The organism is Pseudomonas cannabina (assembly GCF_900100365.1).
Taxonomy (GTDB): Bacteria; Pseudomonadota; Gammaproteobacteria; order Pseudomonadales; family Pseudomonadaceae; genus Aquipseudomonas; species Aquipseudomonas cannabina.
In genome coordinates, this window is sequence record NZ_FNKU01000001.1 from 3,485,290 (window position 1) to 3,504,459 (window position 19,170).

Below are 19,170 nucleotides of genomic sequence, written 5' to 3' on the forward strand. Positions count from 1 at the left end.
GGATACGAATGATGTTGCGACGTCAGGTCATGGCCCTCGCCAAATGGTTGCCAAGTGCTCGCATGCTCGGCGGCTGGACGCTGTTAAGGCAAAAGGACCAAGGCCCCCTGCTGCTTTCCGCGCGTGACGATAGCGACGGCCGGCATTACGCAGTGGGCTACCGACTTGACGGCACGCAGGTATTCGCCACCCAGGTCGGTCAGCGCTGTCACGACATCATCAACCATCCGGGCCTGCCACTGGCGGTGTTCATCGCGCGTCGTCCGGGCACCGAAAGCTATCTGATCGATCTGCGCGACGGCAGCCTGCTGCAAACCATCACCTCACAGCCCGATCGACACTTTTATGGGCATGCCGTGATTCATCGTGACGGCGAATGGCTTTACGCCACGGAAAACGACACGAGCGATCCTGGTCGCGGTCTGCTGGGCGTCTATCGATTTGTCGATGAGCGACTGGAGTATTCAGGCGAAATACCAACGCACGGCATCGGTCCACATCAGGTGTCATGGATGCCGGACGGCGAAACCCTCGCAGTCGCCAATGGCGGCATTCGCACTGAAGCGGAAAGTCGCGTTGAAATGAACCTCGATGCGATGCAGCCCAGCCTGGTGCTGATGCAGCGTGACGGGACGTTGCTGAGCAAGGAAACATTGTCGCAGCAGATGAACAGCGTGCGACATATGGGCATCGCTGCGGACGGCACCATCGTTGCCGGTCAACAGTTCATGGGGCCCAGCCACGAACTGGCCGAGCTGCTGGCGATCAAGCGTCCGGGCCAGCCATTTCAGGCGTTTCCGGTGGCAGAAGAGCAACTGCGCGCAATGGCCCACTACACGGCCAGCGTCGCGGTGCACAGTGAGCTGCGACTGGTCGCCCTCACGGCTCCGCGTGGCAACCGGTTTTTCATCTGGGATCTGGACAGCGGCGCCTTGAAACTGGACGCACCGTTGCCGGACTGCGCGGGCGTCGGTGCAGTGGCAGACGGTTTCGTGGTCACGTCAGGCCAAGGCCGCTGCCGGTTTTACGATTGCCGCAAAAGCGGATTAATGGCCAAGCCTCTGGATTTGCCCGCAGGGCTTTGGGACAACCACTTGCACGTGGCGTAACTGTCGACACAAGCGCACACACGCAAAAAGGCCCCTTGAAGGGGCCTTTGAGTGGGCGTGAAACAGGCTCAGTTACGAACGCCGGTCCCTTGAACCAGGCCGTACATGAGCAGCAAAAGGTCGTGATCCGGGCTCACCGCAACCAGGCTTTTCGCCACGCGCGGCATCGGACAATACCCCTCACCATGCACCGCGCTGAGTATCCGGGTCGCCGGTTGCTCGAACGCAGCAATTGCAACGGTCGCTGTCGCCAGCGCACTGAACACAAATAGACCTCTTGCCATTTCTAGTTTCATGACTCTAAACCTTTGATGGAGCTGCCAAATGCCGCCTCGTAAAAATAGACCAGCTTTTGCCAGTCTGCATCACTGAATGACGAATGGCGTCGGAGCTGTTTCATGTCGTGCTGGGCCGCACCGTAAGCGGTCACGCGGCGACGGCCTTTTTCCAGATCGAGCAAGGCCACCTGAACGTCGGCGTCGGGGCCTTCGCCGGTTACGCGGACAAAAATGTGCTTGATGTACAGACAGCTGTGCTGCCAGCGACCGAGGTGCATACGCGCCAGAGTAGTCGCGACTTCCTTGAGCATCCGCTCGTAAAACAGCTCGCCATGGCGCTCCCTTCCGCCGGCATCGAGCCATTTCTGGATTTCTCCGAACCCCACCAGCTCGACGGTGACCAAAAGCGCCTGCCAGGCATTTTCATCGCCGCGTCTGGCACCGCAGAACACGACCTCAGGTACGACCACACCCTGTTTGCGCAACCCTTCGAGCGCCTCGCGTTCACGCAGTACCGTCGGGCGTCCGAGCGGGTGCAACAGGCTACGTTATATATGACCCGTCTGGCGTTTGGCATAAAGGGTCTTGCCGTCCTCCATCAGCAGCCGCTGTACGCCACTTTCTCCGCCGCGACGCACATTAGGTTCTTCAACCCATTCGCCGCGCTTGCTCCAGAAATGGCTGAACTCATCCTGGATCGAGTTCACAACTGGCTTTTTCGAGGACTGCAAACCCATCTTTTTACCTTTTACGTAAGACATAGACACGCCACATGGCGTACATCAGCAGGAAATCCATTCGGTTCTGAATGCGAAATCCGGCCTGCTCAAATTCGGTTTCTACTGTTGTTACAGGTAACACAAAACGGTTCTGGTAACCTTCCTGCACACCTTTTTGCGAACGTTTTTTCTCCAGACGTCCGCGTTTCCAGGCCTTGAAGTTGCCGTCGACCCATAGCGAGACAATCACGCTGTCCCGGGTCACCCGCTGAAACTCCCTCAATAGAGCCATTCGGTCGGTGGACTGACCAATATGGTGCATCAGACGCATGCAAAAGATACTGTCTACCGCGTTGTCAGGCAGATCGATGTCGAAGGCAGATGTCTGCAAGGGTTGTACCCTTTTCACGATTTCTGCCGGTTGCGACTCCATGGCGGTGTTAAGCATATGGACAGCGTTGTCAGCACCGATGATCGAGCGGTTGGGTTTTTCGGCCAGTAATGGCCAAAAACGACCAGCACCGCACGGCAGATCCAGAACGAGCCCGGGGTCACCGGCCACGTGCAAAGCCTTTCTGGCCAATTGCTCGTCACGATGGTGCGACAGCTTGCGCCACAGACCATCCTGATGCTTTTCAAAGTATCGACGGGCATGCGTCCTGTCGTATTTACGGGAAAAATCGAGTTCTATGCGCTCGCTCATGAGGGCAGCTCCTGACAGTGATGGGGGCCAAAATAGAGGCCACGCCGTTACTGTCAGGTCATCTCAACGTGAAAAAATTGTCACGTTGGTGAGACAGGTGTTTCGAGATTTTACAGAGAGATAAGCGCTGTGTGTGACCAATCGACGAAATGCAGTCGATTTCCGATCACACACCGGCGCTTTTTGTCAGAGAAAGAACTCAGGACTTAACGACGTTCAGGGTCACGCTGAACCGGCAGCCATGCGGTTCCATGGGGCTCAGATCCACGCTCCAGCCCTGATTGACGCAGATGCGCTGCACCAGTGACAGGCCGAGCCCCAGCCCTTCACCGCGCTGCTCGTTGCCGCGCACGAACGGCTCGAACATGGCTTCGCGTTTTTCTTCGGGAATGCCGACGCCGCTGTCCTCGACCGTGAAGCTTTCCGCTTGCAGGGTCAAAATGATGAAGCCTTCGTCCGTGTAGTGCAGAGCATTGCGCAGCAGGTTGCCCATGACCGCGTGCAGGAACGTCGCGTTGTAGCGAATGTCCGAGACCTGATCTTCAGGTGGAGGGTTGTAGGTCAGCGTAAGGCCTTTGCTCTCGATAGGGTCGCGCCACTGCGAGATCAGTTGTTCGGCCACGCCGACCAGGATAGCTTTCGGTGTCATCGCCGGGTCTTCACGCTGAGTGCGGGCGAGCATGAGGAAGGTCTGCACCAGATCGCGCATTTCCTCGCAGGCACGGCCGATCCGCTCGACCTGCCGACGCGCGCGCTGGTCGAGTGCAGGATTTTCCAAAAGCAGCTCGCAGGAACTGGCCAGCACCATCAACGGTGTGCGCAGCTCATGGCTCACATCGCTGGTAAACATCCGCTCGCGGATCAGCGCCTGTCTGAGGCGACCCAGCGTCGCGTCGAAGGCGACTGCCAGTTCACCCACCTCATCGGCGGCGTAATCGGGTGCCAGCGGCGGTGCCAGGCCCAGAAGCTGGTCACGATGACGAACCTGTCTGGCAAGGCGCACGACCGGCGCCATGACGCGACGCGCCAGCACCCAGCCGAGAAACACCGCCAGCGCCAGCGCCAACACGAAGCCCACCAGCACGACGGCAAACAGCACCCGTTCGCGCTCTTCGAAATCGCTTTGGTCCTGCAGCAGCGCATAATGCCGACCGTCCACCACCTCGATCATGGCGTGGTAAGACAATGGCCCGCGAAAAACCTCGTGGAAGCCCGGCTCAAGATGCCGCAGGTCCTTGGGCAGATCGAAGTCGCCAGGGCCGTTGCTGAAATAGAACAACTGGTCAGGCTTGGGACGGTGGCTCCAGTCGCTGACACTGTCCATCAGCATCAGGCGATTGAGGTCGCCGCCAAGGCCGGCAGAGATCAGTTTTTCTTCGACCAGATGGACGGTGGAAATGATGCCGATGGCAAACGACCCGGCCACCAATGCGCTCATCAATGCGAAGGCAATGATGATCCGTTGGGCAAGACTCTGTTTAAACTCCATCCCGACCCTCGGCCAAGCGATAGCCCACACCATGCACGGTTTGCAGCAGCGGTTTGGCGAACGGTTTGTCGATCACCTGACGCAGTTGGTGCACGTGGCTGCGCAGGCTGTCGCTGTCCGGGCAATCATCACCCCACAACGCTTCCTCAAGAATCTCGCGACGCAGCACGTGCGGGCTCTTCTGCATCAGCACGGCCAGCAGCTTGAGCCCGACCGGGTTGAGCTTGAGCAGGCGGCCTTCGCGCGTGACCTCAAGCGTATCGAGGTCGTAGATCAGATCGCCCACCTGCAAAGTGCGCCGCCCACCGCCCTGCGCCCGACGCAATACGGCTTCGATACGAGCGGCCAGTTCGGACAGGGCGAACGGCTTGAGCAGGTAGTCGTCAGCCCCCGAGCGAAACCCCTGCAAACGGTCGTCCAGCTGATCGCGGGCGGTCAGCATGATCACCGGCGTATCGCGACGGGCGTCCTCGCGCAGGCGCTTGCACAGCGTGTAGCCGTCAATGCCCGGCAGCATGATGTCGAGAACAATGAGGTCGTAATGCTCGGTGGCTGCCAGATGCAGTCCTGAGAGGCCATCCTGGGCGCAATCGACGGTGTAGCCTTTCATGCCCAGATAATCGGCCATGTTCGCCAGGATGTCGCGGTTGTCTTCAACCAGAAGAATTCGCATGGAGCACTCTCATATGCAGTTTGGGCTGGCGCAGCTTAAGACGAAGTGGGCCTCAGAGCCAGCGCCGAAATGGCATGACGTTTTTTTCACCTATGATCAACAAAGGCCATGACACACTTTGAGACCTGCTGTCGCCCGTGAAAACAGCCGCCTTTCACCCATCGTTCTGGATTCGATATGTCGAAAACCGTCGCCCCGCCCTACTCTCGCTCGCTCAATCCGTGGATTTATCTGGGTATCCCCATCGCTGTCGCGATAGTGCTGGTGCTGCTCGAACTGACCTCGCTGGACATGGACATTGCCAAAATGGCCTACGACCCGGTCAGTGGCGAATTCATCGGCAGGCACAGTCACTTTCTCGAAGATGTATTGCACGACCGCGCCAAACAAATGGTCATGGCCTTCGGTGCTCTGGCCATCATCGGCTTTGCCGCGTCATTCAAGGTAGAGCGTCTGATTCCATGGCGCAGGGAGCTGGGTTGCCTGGTGCTGTCCATGGCCCTGTCGACCGCCTTCGTCACCCCGGTAAAAGTCGTGACGTCGGTGCAATGCCCGTGGAGCCTGAAAGAGTTCGGCGGCGAGGAAACCTACAGCGAACTGTTGAGCCCGCGCCCCGCCACCGAAAAACCCGGACGCTGCTGGCCGGGTGGTCATGCGGCGACCGGCTTTACCCTGTTTGCACTGTTTTTTGTGCTGCGGGATCGTCGCCCACGGCTGGCAAAAGCGGGGCTGGCACTGGCCTTCGGTCTGGGATCGATATTTTCCATCGGCCGCATGCTGCAAGGTGCGCACTTCTTCTCCCATAACATCTGGACGGCGGTGTTTTGCTGGTTGATCTGTCTGGGGGTTTATTACTTTGTGCTGTATCGGCCTATGCCGAAGGGTTCGGTGGCGGGAGGAGTAAAGACCGCTGGCTGACAGTGCACAACCATGACGCCGGAAGTTGGCGTCACAGGCAAACTTGACCCTGCAGTAGCCAGCGTGAGAAACCCCGCACAAGGCGGGGTCTCTTTTTAAGTGCTGTACTCGACAACTTGAAGCGCTCACTTGATCAGTCTGTTAACACGACTGAGGCGCGATAGTGCACAGAGAAACAGGAATACATACCAGGCCCAGCGGACCTGATATTTGGATATAACCATCTCGGCAACCTTCCGCAAAGACAACTGACGAAGCGGCTGCACCGCTGCCCAAAACCACTGCAAAACTAATCATCCTGATAATATTTTTCATTTCAACCACTCCCGAAAAGGCCATCACTTCAAGAGGCCAGCAAGATACAAATCAAGTCCTGCGGCCGATACAGCGTCATTGACCTCTCTTACTGCGGGAGTTCGCATGTCCGCCTTAGTGACAAGTCTAATGTCATACCCATTAATCGCCATCGGCGCCCAAGAACATTTGGCAGCAAACTTCAGCCACAGGTAACACAATAGCTATACCGATGAACAAACAAAAAACCCCGCACAAGGCGGGGTTCTTTATGGGTGTAGCTTAAGGGGTAAAGCCGGCTTACATCATGCCGCCCATACCACCCATGCCGCCCATGTCCGGCATGCCACCGCCTGCTGGCTTGTCTTCAGGCACGTCAGCGATCATCGCTTCGGTGGTGATCATCAAGCTGGCGATGGAGGACGCCGCCTGCAGAGCAGAGCGAGTCACTTTGGCCGGGTCGAGGATACCCATTTCGATCATGTCGCCGTATTCGCCGGAAGCAGCGTTGTAACCGAAGTTACCCGAACCTTGCTTGACCTTGTCGACAACCACGCTTGGCTCGTCGCCGGAGTTGGCAACGATCTGACGCAGAGGCGCTTCAACTGCACGACGCAGCAGAGCGATACCGACGTCCTGATCGGCGTTGTCGCCTTTCAGACCTTCGATGGCCTGCAGCGAGCGAACCAGTGCTACGCCACCGCCAGGTACCACGCCTTCTTCAACGGCTGCACGGGTTGCGTGCAGGGCGTCTTCAACGCGGGCTTTCTTCTCTTTCATTTCAACTTCGGAACCGGCACCGACCTTGATCACTGCAACGCCGCCCGACAGCTTGGCCAGACGCTCTTGCAGTTTTTCCTTGTCGTAGTCCGAGCTGGTGTCACCGATCTGCTGACGGATCTGGGAGATACGCGAGTCGATATCGGTTTTGACGCCAGCACCATCGATGATGGTGGTGTTTTCTTTGTTCAGAATGACGCGCTTGGCATTACCCAGGTGTTCCAGGGTAGTGGTTTCCAGGCTCAGACCGATCTCTTCGGAGATGACGGTACCGCCAGTCAGAACAGCGATGTCCTGCAGCATGGCCTTGCGACGGTCACCGAAACCTGGCGCCTTGACGGCTGCAACTTTCACGATACCGCGCATGTTGTTGACAACCAGAGTTGCCAGCGCTTCGCCTTCAACGTCTTCAGCAACGATCAGCAGCGGACGACCAGCCTTGGCGACTGCTTCCAGAACCGGCAGCATTTCGCGAATGTTGGAGATCTTCTTGTCAACCAGCAACAGCAGCGGGCTGTCCAGTTCGGCAACCATGGTGTCCGGCTTGTTGATGAAGTACGGGGACAGGTAGCCACGGTCAAACTGCATGCCTTCTACAACAGACAGCTCGTTGTCCAGACCCGAACCTTCTTCAACGGTGATAACGCCGTCTTTGGTCACTTTTTCCATGGCTTCGGCAATGATGTCGCCGATGGAGTGATCCGAGTTGGCAGAGATGGTGCCGACCTGGGCAATTGCCTTGGTGTCGGTGCACGGCTTGGACAGCAGCTTCAGTTGAGCAACGATGGCGATGGTCGCCTTGTCGATGCCGCGCTTCAGGTCCATCGGGTTCATGCCGGCAGCGACAGCCTTCAGGCCCTCGTTGACGATAGCCTGAGCCAGAACGGTAGCAGTCGTGGTGCCGTCACCAGCATCATCGTTGGCACGGGAGGCAACGTCTTTGACCAGCTGCGCGCCCATGTTTTCGAAACGGTCTTTGAGCTCGATTTCCTTGGCAACCGACACACCGTCTTTGGTGATCAGCGGAGCGCCAAAGCTTTTTTCGATGATGACGTTACGGCCTTTTGGGCCCAGGGTCGCTTTTACTGCGTCAGCCAGGACGTTTACACCGGCGAGCATTTTTTTACGGCCAGCATCGCCGAACTTAACTTCTTTAGCAGCCATGATCATTATTCCTTGAATACTTTGTGGTAACGGAAATCAGCGGGAGCACTCAGCCTTCGACGACAGCAAGAATCTCGTTCTCGCTCATCACCAGCAGGTCTTCGCCGTCTACTTTCACTGTGTTGCTGCCGGAATAAGGGCCGAACACAACCTTGTCACCCACTTTTACGGCCAGCGCACGCACTTCACCGTTGTCCAGCACGCGGCCGGTACCTACAGCGACGATCTCGCCACGGTTAGGCTTTTCAGCAGCCGAGCCTGGCAGAACGATACCGCCGGCAGTTTTCGTTTCTTCTTCACTGCGACGAATGACGACGCGGTCATGCAGAGGACGAAGCTTCATTGCGATCTCCTGATTATGTTTTTTTATCGCCCGGTGAGTGCACCGGCCGGTTCAAATCCGGACTTGCCGGTTACGGTTCGACGCGCGAACCGCAGAATACGGTCTGGCCTTCAGGCCAGAAACCTTGCGGTGACCCATACATAAGGGCGAGCGAGTTGATTACAAGTCTTGGCACAGAAAATTTTTACAATCCGATACCGGTCCTGAAACCAGCGCGGCACCCGAAGGTGCCGCGCTGCGAGGCTATGCAGGTTACTTGTCGCGGTGTTCGAACTCGCCCTCGATGACGTCGGGTTCGCGGGTCGGTTGGTGAATCGCAGTGGGGCGGCTGGCGGGCCCTTGGTTGGCGGGCGTCTGCAAGTCGTCGGCAAAAGCGCGCTGACGCATCGCCTGATCCTGAGCGCGCTGGCGCACTTTGCTGATCAGCAGGCGACGGGTTATCGGCAACAGGCAGATCACGCCGAGAATGTCACTGATGAAACCCGGCAGCAGCAACAGACCACCACCGACGGCAACCATCAGGCCTTCGAGCATCTCCTGCGCAGGCAACTCGCCGCGCGCCAGGCTTTCGCGCGCACGCAGCGCCGTTGCAAAACCGGCCACACGCATCACGAACAGCCCGAGCATGGACGTCGCGACGACCAGCAGAAAGGTCCAGAGAAAGCCGATGGACATTCCGACTCGAACCAGCAGAAACAGCTCGAGCACCGGGAATAATAAGAACAGCAGCAAAAAAACACGCATCAAATGAGTTCCTCAGGGGAAGAATGCCTTCCGAGTAGACCGTATGTGATGTCAGAAGATCGTTAATTCAAGCTCCGCGCATCTCGGTCGCAGGCTGATTATGCGCATAAACCGGCTGAACACAGGCTTCACGAACGTGTATCGGTGTATTTCAAGGCAGAGCAAATCTTCGGCTGGAGCCCTGCTGCTGCGTCTTGCTGTGAAGGGAAGACGAGCGCGCTGAAACAGAATATAACGTCGTCTGGCTATGGCATAAGCACTCGCATCCAGCCAGTGATGCCATGGAAACGATCAACTGATTGGGCACGCACATGGAATTGAAAGACAAGCTGATAATAATCACCGGCGGATGCCAGGGCCTGGGCAGAGCCATGGCCGAGTACCTGGCCGGCAAGGGCGCGAATCTGGCGTTGCTGGACCTGAATCAGGAGAAGCTGGACCAAGCCGTCGCCGCCTGCGAAGCGCTTGGGGTCAAGGCGCGCGCCTACCTGTGCAACGTCGCCAACGAAGATCAGGTCGTCGACACGGTCAACAAGGTCGCTGACGAGTTTGGCGCCATTCACGGCCTGGTGAATAACGCCGGCATCCTGCGTGACGGCCTGCTGGTCAAGGTCAAGGACGGCGTGATGACCAAGCTGAGCCTCGCGCAATGGCAGTCGGTGATCGACGTCAACCTGACCGGCGTGTTTCTTTGCACCCGCGAAGTGGCAGCGAAAATGATCGAGCAGAAGAGTCAGGGCGCGATCATCAACATCTCGTCGATTTCCCGGGCCGGAAATATCGGACAGACCAACTATTCAGCGGCCAAGGCTGGCGTTGCGGCTGCAACGGTGACGTGGGCGAGGGAGCTGGCGCGCTATGGCATTCGCGTGGCGGGCGTGGCGCCGGGGTTCATTGAGACCGAGATGACCGGCAGCATGAAGCCTGAGGCGCTGGAAAAAATGACCTCAGCCATACCGCTCAAACGCATGGGCAAGCCGGACGAGATTGCGCACTCGGTGGCTTATATTCTGGAGAATGATTATTTCAGCGGACGCATCCTGGAGCTGGATGGCGCGATGCGGATCTAGGGTCTGTCAGCACTGAAACGGCGAGCGACGCACATAGCGTGCGTCGCCTGCCAGTCGCTTACCAGCTCACGCCGAAGCCAGCGGTGTAGCGCGTCTTGTCGACGTCGCCATTGCTCGAACCGCTGATGACGTTCTTCTCGGCTTTCAGATTGAGCGACGCCCAATCGGTGACCTTGTAACGCAGGCCTGCCTCGGCATCCAGCGAGTAATCGGCTACGGCACTCAACGGTTTGCCCAGTTCGCCGTTGGTGAAGAATTCGACTTTCTTGCCGATCAGGTAGCGGGTGTAATCCCAGGTGCCTGCAACGGAGTAGAAGTTTTCTTTCTGGCCGTTGGAGAATTCGAAATCTGTGCGGTTGAGCAGCGCGCCGACTTTAAAGGCGCCCAGCTCGTCATCCCACAGCTGATAACCGGGACCGGTACCGACAACGCGCTGACGGGACAGATCTTCGACCTTGTCACGTTTGTAGCTGATGCGGCCGTCCCAGAAGAATTTCTCGGTCAGGAAGCGGTCCAGCGAGTACTCGGCGCTCCAGTTGTCGGTGCCGACAACTTCGTCCGTAGTCTCGCGGTTGTAATCGCCCCTGGCGTTGTGGCGCCAGTCGCCATGACGAGCCGAGGTCTTGAAGGCGACGTTATAGTCATTGGTATCGTTTTCAGCCTGCTGGAAGTCCAGCGCGGCATCGATGTTGCCCTTCCAGACCAGATCGGTGATCACCGGTTTCGGCTTGATGATCTGCTGAATGCTCGCCAGCTCGACGGTCTTGGGCGCATCACCATTGGCCAGCACGACCTTGCCGTCATCGGCAGCCTGCAACGATTTGGCTACTTCGCCGGTGTGCTCGTCCTGCTTGACCAGCAAAGGCTGGTCGCTTTTCAGGGTCTTGACCTGTTTCCAGTCCAGCGCGATGGCGCCGCCGTACTCGGTCTGCAGCAGCAACTTGCCGCCATCGAACACTTTGATGGTACCGGTCAGCCGATCGCCGTTCTTCAACCAGACGGTATCGGCAAGCAACGGAGTGGATACGGCGGTGATTGCAAGGCACAGCAGGGTTCTGGACAACATAAGCGATAACTAGGCTCTGTAGGGCGGGAAATCGGGCATTATCCTGCGGGAAGGCGTCGGGGCGATCCATGTACCACCAAGCACGGTGGTAACTGACAGCCTGACTCAGCAAAAGTTCAGCGAACGACAATCAATATCGCTTTTATACAGGATTAATGTGTGGCTGATCCGAACTTGACATTACTTTACCCAGACGAACAGTCGCCTGACGAAGTGCGACGTGCCGCTCTTTACCTGACCATGGCGCAAATACCGGAGGGCAAAGTAATCGCCTACGGTCAGTTGGCCGAGCTGGCAGGCCTGGGCCGCGCCGCGCGCTGGGTCGGGCGCACGCTGAGTCAGTTGCCGGACGGCTCCTCTCTGCCGTGGCACCGGGTTTTAGGGGCTGACGGTCGCATCAGCCTGCCCGTCGGCAGCGCTTCCGGTGACGAACAGCGCGCACGTTTACGGGCCGAGGGCGTTACCGTTACGAATAATCGGGTTGATATGCAGCGCCATGGCTGGCGTCCGCTATAGCACAGCGGTTAGAGTGCGCCCTTTGTTTTCGTAACCTGAGGCAGATTCCAGCCCATGCCCCGTAAAACCTGGCGCGCCGCGCTCGCCGCATATGCCAGCCCGTCGACATTAGTGTTACTGCTGCTCGGATTCGCTGCGGGCATGCCTTACATGCTGGTCTTTTCAACGTTATCCGTCTGGTTGCGCGAAGCGGGTGTTGCTCGTGAAACCATCGGCTATGCAAGCCTGATCGGTCTGGCCTACGCCTTTAAATGGGTGTGGTCGCCCTTGCTCGACCAATGGCGCCTGCCCCTGCTCGGCAAACTCGGGCGCCGCCGTTCCTGGCTGGTGCTTGCGCAAAGCCTGGTGATTCTGGGCCTGATCGGCATGGGCTTCTGCGACCCGCAAAAACACCTGTCGTGGTTGATCGCCATTGCGGTGGTAGTGGCTTTTGCCTCTGCGACTCAGGACATCGCCATCGATGCCTATCGCCTGGAAATCGCCCAAGACACCCAGCAGGCCGCCCTCGCCGCCAGCTATATGTCGGGCTATCGGGTTGCCGCGCTGCTGGCAACCGCCGGGGCGCTGTATTTCGCCGAAGGCTTCGGCTCGACCGGCTTTGCCTACAAGCATTCGGCATGGACCGGCACCTATGTGCTGTTCGGCCTGCTGATGCTGCCCGCGCTGGTCACTACGCTGATCATGCGCGAGCCGCCAGTGCCGCTGCGCACTCAGCTGTCGGCCGCGCGCTACGGTTTCACTCACCAGTTGGCGTCGGTGTTCGTACTGATCGTATTGCTGGTGTCCGTGCCGTCGATGTTTACCCAGCTTTACAACACCGACTTCGCCAGCGTGCTGTTCGACGGCACCAGCTGGATGGACCTGCTGCTGGAAGACCGGGCGTTTCTGCGCGCCATTCTCTACACGCTCCTGACCTTCGCCTGCCTGTCTGCAATGGGCCGTCGCGGTCTGGCGCCGGTGTTGACGCCGATCAACGACTTCATCATGCGCTACCGCTGGCAGGCCCTGCTGTTGCTGGGCCTGATCGCCACCTACCGGATGTCGGACACGGTGATGGGCGTGATGGCCAACGTCTTCTATATCGATCAGGGCTTCACCAAGGACCAGATCGCCAGCGTCAGCAAGATCTTCGGCCTGATCATGACCCTGCTTGGCGCAGGTGTCGGAGGGCTGCTGATCGTGCGTTTCGGCATTATGCCGATCCTGTTCATCGGCGGCCTGACCTCGGCATCGACCAATATTCTGTTCCTGCTGCTGGCAGACATGGGCCCGAACGTGAAGATGCTGATCCTGACCATCTCACTGGACAACCTCAGCTCGGGGCTGGCGACCTCGGCGTTCGTCGCCTATTTGTCGAGCCTGACCAACCTGAAATTCTCTGCCACGCAATACGCCCTGCTCAGCTCCATCATGCTGCTGTTGCCGCGCCTGCTGGGCGGTTATTCCGGTGTGGTTGTGGAAAAGTTCGGCTACCACAACTTCTTCCTGATCACCGCCCTGCTGGGTATCCCGACGCTGGTGATGATCATCCTGCAATGGAACAGAGAGATACGCACGGCGCAGACCGAGGAGCCCAAACAGGTTTCCCCGGTCGACCAGCCCTGATCCCTGGCTAACCCATCAAGGAACACCCTTGGACACTGAAAACAAAGCACGCCCTTTCAACCCGGTTCCACTGGGCCTTATCAGCCTGGGAATCTGGCTGCCGATCATCGGCGCCGCATTCCTGTCGAGCGGGCCTGCCGATCCGTCCGGATCGATGGCTTTCAGCGGCGGCACGGTCATCCTCGCGCAGATTGAAATCTTTGCGGTCATCTTTCTGCTGCTGTATGCCATCGCCATAAAGCCGTGGAGGCTTTCAAGAACAGTACGCACAGTGTTCTGGATCAACGCAGTGGCCGCCGTCGTTGCGGCAATTACCATCGTTACTACGCTGGCCAGGATGTAGTGACCGCAGGGCGAAAAAAAGCCCTGACTCTCGCGAGCCAGGGCTTTCTCATATCGGTCTCAACACTATTCCTGAACCACCCGCACAATCCGCTGCGGCAGTGGAATCTCGATTCCGGCATCCTTCAAACGGTCGCGCGCCTCGATGTTGAACATCGACGTCACGTCGCCCATATCGCCCGTACTGGTCCAGACCCGCAATGACAGGGTAATCGCGTTCTCGCCGAGCGCTGCCACCACGGCTTGCGGGGCCGGGTCTTGCAGCACGCGGGGGTCATCGGCCATGTCCAGCAGGACCTGCAAGGCCTTCTTCAAATCCGCATCATGGCTGACGCCGATGTCGAAGGTGATTTTGCGGGTCGGCTGGCGGTTGGTATTGGTGATGATGCCATTCGACAGGTTGCCGTTGGGGATGATCACGGTACGGTTGTCGCCGGTGCGCAGGACGGTGTGGAAGATCTGGATGTTGTCGACGGTTCCCGACACACCTTGGGCTTCGATCCAGTCGCCGATGCGGAACGGACGAAACAGCAGAATCAGCACCCCGCCCGCGAAGTTCGCCAGGCTGCCTTGCAAGGCCAGACCGATGGCCAGGCCGGCCGCACCGATCGCGGCCACGAACGAGGTGGTTTCGACGCCGATCATCGACGCGACGCTGACCACCAGCAGGATTTTCAGAATGATGTTCGCCAGGTTGCTGACGAAGCCCTGCAAGGCCAGATCAGCATGGCGCAGCGCCAGTAAGGCGCCCAGCCTGCCGGTCAGCCGGTTGATCAGCCACCAGCCCAGGCACAGCGTTACCAGAGCCAGCAGCAAACGACTGCCGTATTCCATGATCATCGGAATCCACGCCTGCGACGCTTGCCACAGATGACCGACTTCAGCATTTAAATCCATTGTTGTCCCCATTACCCGTTACGAACCGACGTCAAATCGCGCTCAAGGCGATTCGGACTGGCCGGGGACCACAAGGGTTCCCCGCAGCGCAGTCCCCATGTTCAGTCACGGAAGTTATTGAATTGCAACGGCATGTCCGCATCGTAGGCACGCAGTGCAGCGATGGCCTCTTGCAGGTCGTCACGTTTCTTGCCGGTCACCCGAACCTGCTCGCCCTGAATGGCGGCCTGAACCTTGAGCTTGGCTTCTTTGATGTGAGCAACGATTTTCTTCGCCAGCTCTTTGTCGATGCCTTCGCGCAGCGTGGCTTCCTGCTTCATCAGCTTGCCGGACGCATAGGCGTCTTTGACTTCAAGGCACTTGGCGTCGATCTTGCGCTTGACCAGCGCCAGCTTGAGGATCTCGATCATGGCTTCCAGCTGAAAATCCGCTTCAGCCGTCAACGTGATGGTCAGTTCCTTGAACTCGAACGTGCCTTTGCCTTTCAGGTCGTAGCGACGGTCCAGCTCTTTGATGGCGTTGTCGACGGCATTCGTGACTTCGTGTTTATCCAATTCGGACACTACGTCGAACGAGGGCATGTATGTTCTCCAGATAAACGGCGTGCGCACAAGGATCGGGCACGCATGACTTGACGGTTTGAAAGAACGCTTATTATAACGAGACTTTCCCTGCGTTCACTGTGAGCCTTTCATGCACATCCCTGTTTTCACGTTCAGCAGACCGTTTCCGTCCATGATCGTGCCACGCTGATGGCCGTGATCTGGCACGTGCTGGGGGCCGGCAGTCTGGGTTGCCTGTGGGCGACGCGCCTGCACCGGGCAGGCCTGCCGGTGCGGCTGTTACTGCGTGACGCCGAGCGGCTGGCGGCGTATCGCGCCAATGGCGGCTGCGTGACGCTGATAGAAAACGCGCTGCCCCAGGCTTATCCCGTCGATGCGCAGACGGCAGACCGGCAAGAACCGATCGAACGCTTGCTGGTCGCCTGCAAGGCCTACGATGCCGAACAGGCCGTTGCACAGTTGATTCCGCGCCTGGCGAAGGGCGCCGACGTCATCCTGCTGCAAAACGGCCTGGGCAGTCAGGACGCGGTGGCAGCGATCATTCCCGACCCCCGCTGCCTCTTCGCCTCCAGCACCGAAGGTGCATTTCGTGAATCGGACTGGTGTGTCAGGTTCGCCGGCCACGGTTTCACGTGGCTGGATGATGCCGCCAACCCGGTTGCACCGCTGCTGTTGAAGGATTTGCACGACAGCGGCATCCCTCACGAATGGACGCCGGACATCCTCTCGCGGTTGTGGCGCAAGCTGGCAATCAATTGCACGATCAACCCGCTGACCGTGCTGCACGATTGCCGTAATGGGGGGCTGCTGGAACATGGCGGCGAGGTTGCAACCCTTTGCGCCGAACTGACGCAACTGCTGGAGCGTTGCGGTCAGCCCGCTGCCGCACAAGACCTGCACAGCGAAGTGCTGCGCGTGATCAACGCCACGGCAGCCAACTACGCGTCGATGCATCAGGATGTCGCCAACCGGCGACGCACCGAAATCCGTTACCTGCTCGGCTATGCCTGCACTGAGGCAGTTCGCCATCGCTGCCCGACGCCACACCTGCAGCATTTGCAGACGCGTCTGACAGCTCATCTGGCAAGCAAGGGTTTGCGTACTGACTAGCCCGCGCTACCCTGCTCGCACCACCCGCCACTGCGACTCGCCCATGCCCTTGCGCCAACGCCTGGAAAACCTGCCGGTCGGCCAGAAACTGCTGGCCGCCCTGCTGATCCTGATGACCACCGTGCTGCTGGTCGCCAACCTGACCTTCATCAGCGCGGCCTATTACATCTCTCAAGAGGCCATGGCCCCGCAGGCGCTACAAACCATCGGCCGCCTGATCAGCAGCGCCAACCTCAACGAGCGGGCCTTGTACTCGCCGAACGAGGCGCGCGCCTTGCTCAAGGAGCTGAGAAGCTACGGACCGTTGCGGGCCGCAGCGCTGTACGACAATAACGGCGAGCGACTGGAGCAGATGCATCAGGGCGAAAGCCTCGAGCTGCCCCGGCATTTCAAAGACCTGGACAACTGGCGTCTGACTGAATTTCGCAGCACCCAGGTGATTACCGTGCCCAAAGGCGACGAACCGCCAGGGCATCTGTTGCTGGTCGCCAGCAGCGAGCTGCCTGCAGCGTTCTACACCGGCACGCTGACCGCCAGCCTGGGCATCCTGGTGTTCAGTGTGCTGCTCTGGCTGGTCGTCGCCCGGCAGATCCGGCGCCTGATCACCGAGCCTATCTATCAACTGGAAGAACTGTCCCGACGCGTCACCCGCGAAGAGAACTATGCACTGCGCGCCGAGCCTGGCAACGAGGATGAAATCGGCAGTCTGGCGGAAGCGTTCAATACCATGCTGTCGCGTATCGAGGCCCGCGAGCAGCAACTCAAACGCGCCCGCGACGACTCTCAGGAAGCCTACGATCAGGCGCAGGGGCTGGCCGAGGAAACCCGCCATACCAACCGCAAGCTGGAACTGGAAGTTCAGGTGCGCAGCAAGATCGAGAAAAAGCTCACCGGCTTCCAGAATTACCTCAACAGCATCATCGATTCCATGCCCTCGGCCATGATCGCGCTGGACGAGCAGCTTTACGTGACGCAATGGAATCAGGAAGCTACTGCGCTGTCCGGCACCACGCTGGACGAAGCGCTGAACCAGCCGATCTTTCTCGCCTTCGAGCCGATGCGCTCGTTCCTGCCGCAGATCAAACACACCGTCGAGCGGCACAGTGTGACCAAGATCGAGCGCGTGACCTGGATCAAGAACGAAGAGGCGCGCCACTACGCTCTGACCTTCTACCCGTTGACGGGCGATGCCGGGCGCGGCGTGGTGATCCGTATCGATGACATCACTCAGCGTATCTCGCTGGAAGAAATGATGGTGCAGTCGGAGAAAATGCTTTCGGTCGGCGGGCTGGCGGCGGGCATGGCGCATGAGATCAATAACCCGCTGGGCGCCATTCTGCATAACGTACAGAACATCAGACGGCGTCTATCCCCAGAATTGCCGAAAAACGTCGAGCAGGCCGAAGCCGATGGCATCGATCTGGCGGTGGTCAATCAATACCTGGAGAGCCGCGAGGTTCCAAAACTGCTGGACGGCATTCAACAGGCAGGCGCCAGGGCGGCGAAAATCGTCAGCCACATGCTCAACTTCAGCCGCTTGAGCAGCCGCCAGCTGGCACCGTGCGATCTGCCAGCGCTGATCGATCAGGCGGTAGAAATCGCCAGTAACGACTTCGACCTGACCATCGGCTTCGACTTCAAGGGCCAGCACATCATTCGCCAGTTCGACCCGGAACTGGGCCCGGTGCCGTGCATTTCCAACGAGCTGGAGCAGGTGCTGCTGAACCTGCTGAAAAATGCCGCACAGGCCATTCACCAGCGGCCAGACAGCGCAGAACCAGGGCGCATCATTCTGCGCACCCGCCTCAATCCGCCGTGGGCCGAAATTCAGGTGGAAGACAACGGCATCGGCATGTCGGAAAACGTTCGCAAGCGGACGTTCGAGCCGTTTTTCACCACCAAGGAAATCGGTCAGGGCACTGGACTGGGGCTTTCGGTGTCGTACTTCATCATCACCAATAACCACAAAGGCCAGATGGAGGTGCAATCCTCTCTCGGCATGGGAACCTGCTTCACGCTGCGTTTGCCGTTGGTCGCCAATCAGGCCAGTGTTCAGCAGCAGGTTATTTCCAAATCCTGATCAGGAGCCATCGCAATGGGCTTTCGTTTGTCGAAGATTTACACACGCACGGGTGACACCGGAGAAACCGGACTGGGCGACGGCCGCCGGGTGTCCAAGGATCACCCGCGCATTGAGGCCATCGGCGAAGTCGATACCCTGAACAGCCAGCTCGGGTTGCTGCTGGCCGGGCTGATCGATGAGGCTCAGCGCGTTCCGGCACTCAACGAAGTCATCGAAGTGCTTGCGCCCTGCCAGCATCGATTGTTCGATCTGGGTGGGGAGCTGGCGATGCCGAGCTACAAGGCGCTGAACAGCACCGAAGTCGAGAGGCTGGAAGCAGCGATCGATGTGTGGAACGACGAGCTCGGCCCGCTGGAAAATTTCATTCTGCCGGGTGGCTCATCACTGATTGCCCAGGCGCACATCTGCCGCAGCCTGGCACGCAGCGCCGAACGCCGCTGCCAGCACCTGAATGCGGTCGAACCTCTGGAAGGTGCCGGGCTGGCGTACATCAACAGGCTGTCGGACCTGCTGTTCGTTGCCGCCCGCCTGATTGGCAGACGGCAGGGCATTGCGGAAATACTCTGGCAACCTGCGCCCAAGCCGGTTTGACATCAAGCCGAAATAGCTGCGCGGCGCAGATGTGTGACGCGGAGCGTTCTCACGTTGAAGCGTAGGGGCTTTTGTGGGAGCGAACTTGTTCGCGAAGGCAATAGTTCAAACGA

The 19,170-nt window shown here is 58.8% G+C and carries 19 protein-coding genes and 1 pseudogene; 9 read left to right on the plus strand and 11 right to left on the minus strand.

The features are described 5' to 3' along the window. The first annotated feature begins 11 nt into the window (after positions 1-11). Positions 12-1,109 carry a DUF1513 domain-containing protein gene (locus BLT55_RS16385; RefSeq protein WP_055000158.1) on the plus strand — a complete coding sequence of 366 codons (1,098 nt, stop codon included), beginning with the start codon at positions 12-14 and terminating at the stop codon, positions 1,107-1,109. Positions 1,110-1,177: 68 nt separating this feature from the next. On the opposite strand, the gene BLT55_RS16390 is transcribed toward BLT55_RS16385, so the two are convergent. The 5 genes and pseudogenes from BLT55_RS16390 to colR form a co-directional block, all read right to left on the minus strand. Next, positions 1,178-1,405, minus strand: coding sequence for a hypothetical protein (locus tag BLT55_RS16390; RefSeq protein ID WP_055000157.1), 228 nt, complete (start codon positions 1,403-1,405; stop codon positions 1,178-1,180). Continuing rightward, a pseudogene (locus BLT55_RS16395) lies at positions 1,402-2,124 on the minus strand (lipopolysaccharide kinase InaA family protein). Before BLT55_RS16395 ends, BLT55_RS16390 begins: the two are co-directional and overlap by 4 nt. Before the next feature lie 4 nt (positions 2,125-2,128). Next, positions 2,129-2,809, minus strand: a complete 681-nt coding sequence (locus tag BLT55_RS16400; RefSeq protein WP_055000156.1) for a class I SAM-dependent methyltransferase — start codon at positions 2,807-2,809, stop codon at positions 2,129-2,131. 199 nt (positions 2,810-3,008) lie between these two features. After that, positions 3,009-4,298, minus strand: a complete 1,290-nt coding sequence (locus BLT55_RS16405) for a sensor histidine kinase (protein WP_055000155.1) — start codon at positions 4,296-4,298, stop codon at positions 3,009-3,011. Next, on the minus strand, positions 4,288-4,971 hold the full coding sequence (colR, locus tag BLT55_RS16410) for a two-component system response regulator ColR (RefSeq protein ID WP_007248919.1): 684 nt from the start codon (positions 4,969-4,971) through the stop codon (positions 4,288-4,290). Before colR ends, BLT55_RS16405 begins: the two co-directional genes overlap by 11 nt. A 177-nt stretch (positions 4,972-5,148) precedes the next feature. Between colR and BLT55_RS16415 the strand changes: the two genes are divergently transcribed. Further along, positions 5,149-5,889: a phosphatase PAP2 family protein gene (locus BLT55_RS16415; protein WP_055000154.1), complete on the plus strand. Its 741-nt coding sequence runs from the start codon at positions 5,149-5,151 to the stop codon at positions 5,887-5,889. A gap of 594 nt (positions 5,890-6,483) precedes the next feature. Here the strand turns inward: BLT55_RS16415 and groL are convergent. The 3 genes from groL to BLT55_RS16430 form a co-directional block, all read right to left on the minus strand. Then, positions 6,484-8,127: a chaperonin GroEL gene (gene groL / locus BLT55_RS16420; RefSeq protein ID WP_007248922.1), complete on the minus strand. Its 1,644-nt coding sequence runs from the start codon at positions 8,125-8,127 to the stop codon at positions 6,484-6,486. A 49-nt stretch (positions 8,128-8,176) separates the two neighbouring features. Further along, positions 8,177-8,470 (minus strand): co-chaperone GroES, encoded by a 294-nt coding sequence (locus BLT55_RS16425; RefSeq protein WP_003304675.1) that lies wholly within the window; start codon positions 8,468-8,470, stop codon positions 8,177-8,179. Between the two features lie 252 nt (positions 8,471-8,722). After that, the gene (locus BLT55_RS16430; RefSeq protein ID WP_055000153.1) at positions 8,723-9,214 is read right to left on the minus strand and encodes an FxsA family protein; all 492 of its coding nucleotides are present in this window, start codon (positions 9,212-9,214) and stop codon (positions 8,723-8,725) included. Positions 9,215-9,525: 311 nt separating this feature from the next. Here BLT55_RS16430 and BLT55_RS16435 point away from each other — a divergent pair, with 311 nt between their 5' ends. Continuing rightward, a complete protein-coding gene (locus BLT55_RS16435) occupies positions 9,526-10,284 on the plus strand; it encodes an SDR family oxidoreductase (RefSeq protein ID WP_055000152.1) in 759 nt (252 codons plus the stop codon). A gap of 58 nt (positions 10,285-10,342) precedes the next feature. On the opposite strand, the gene BLT55_RS16440 is transcribed toward BLT55_RS16435, so the two are convergent. Next, the gene (locus BLT55_RS16440; protein WP_054079822.1) at positions 10,343-11,350 is read right to left on the minus strand and encodes a DUF481 domain-containing protein; all 1,008 of its coding nucleotides are present in this window, start codon (positions 11,348-11,350) and stop codon (positions 10,343-10,345) included. Positions 11,351-11,509: 159 nt separating this feature from the next. Here BLT55_RS16440 and BLT55_RS16445 point away from each other — a divergent pair, with 159 nt between their 5' ends. The 3 genes from BLT55_RS16445 to BLT55_RS16455 are packed head-to-tail and all read left to right on the plus strand — an operon-like array spanning position 11,510 to position 13,814. Then, the gene (locus BLT55_RS16445; protein ID WP_055000151.1) at positions 11,510-11,866 is read left to right on the plus strand and encodes an MGMT family protein; all 357 of its coding nucleotides are present in this window, start codon (positions 11,510-11,512) and stop codon (positions 11,864-11,866) included. A 54-nt stretch (positions 11,867-11,920) separates the two neighbouring features. After that, positions 11,921-13,471 carry an AmpG family muropeptide MFS transporter gene (locus BLT55_RS16450; RefSeq protein WP_055000150.1) on the plus strand — a complete coding sequence of 517 codons (1,551 nt, stop codon included), beginning with the start codon at positions 11,921-11,923 and terminating at the stop codon, positions 13,469-13,471. A 28-nt stretch (positions 13,472-13,499) separates the two neighbouring features. Next, positions 13,500-13,814 (plus strand): hypothetical protein, encoded by a 315-nt coding sequence (locus BLT55_RS16455; protein ID WP_055000149.1) that lies wholly within the window; start codon positions 13,500-13,502, stop codon positions 13,812-13,814. A gap of 65 nt (positions 13,815-13,879) precedes the next feature. Here BLT55_RS16455 and BLT55_RS16460 read toward each other — a convergent pair whose 3' ends face one another. Both BLT55_RS16460 and BLT55_RS16465 read right to left on the minus strand, forming a co-directional pair. After that, positions 13,880-14,710, minus strand: a complete 831-nt coding sequence (locus BLT55_RS16460; RefSeq protein WP_055000148.1) for a mechanosensitive ion channel family protein — start codon at positions 14,708-14,710, stop codon at positions 13,880-13,882. Between the two features lie 101 nt (positions 14,711-14,811). Further along, on the minus strand, positions 14,812-15,291 hold the full coding sequence (locus BLT55_RS16465) for a YajQ family cyclic di-GMP-binding protein (RefSeq protein WP_007248931.1): 480 nt from the start codon (positions 15,289-15,291) through the stop codon (positions 14,812-14,814). A gap of 171 nt (positions 15,292-15,462) precedes the next feature. Between BLT55_RS16465 and BLT55_RS16470 the strand changes: the two genes are divergently transcribed. From BLT55_RS16470 to BLT55_RS16480, 3 genes are read left to right on the plus strand one after another with little or no spacing between them, the layout of a single operon-like run. Continuing rightward, positions 15,463-16,383 (plus strand): putative 2-dehydropantoate 2-reductase, encoded by a 921-nt coding sequence (locus BLT55_RS16470; RefSeq protein WP_055000147.1) that lies wholly within the window; start codon positions 15,463-15,465, stop codon positions 16,381-16,383. 43 nt (positions 16,384-16,426) lie between these two features. Then, positions 16,427-18,463, plus strand: a complete 2,037-nt coding sequence (locus BLT55_RS16475) for a sensor histidine kinase (protein WP_007248933.1) — start codon at positions 16,427-16,429, stop codon at positions 18,461-18,463. Between the two features lie 15 nt (positions 18,464-18,478). Then, on the plus strand, positions 18,479-19,057 hold the full coding sequence (locus tag BLT55_RS16480; protein ID WP_055000146.1) for a cob(I)yrinic acid a,c-diamide adenosyltransferase: 579 nt from the start codon (positions 18,479-18,481) through the stop codon (positions 19,055-19,057). Positions 19,058-19,170 lie beyond the last annotated feature (113 nt).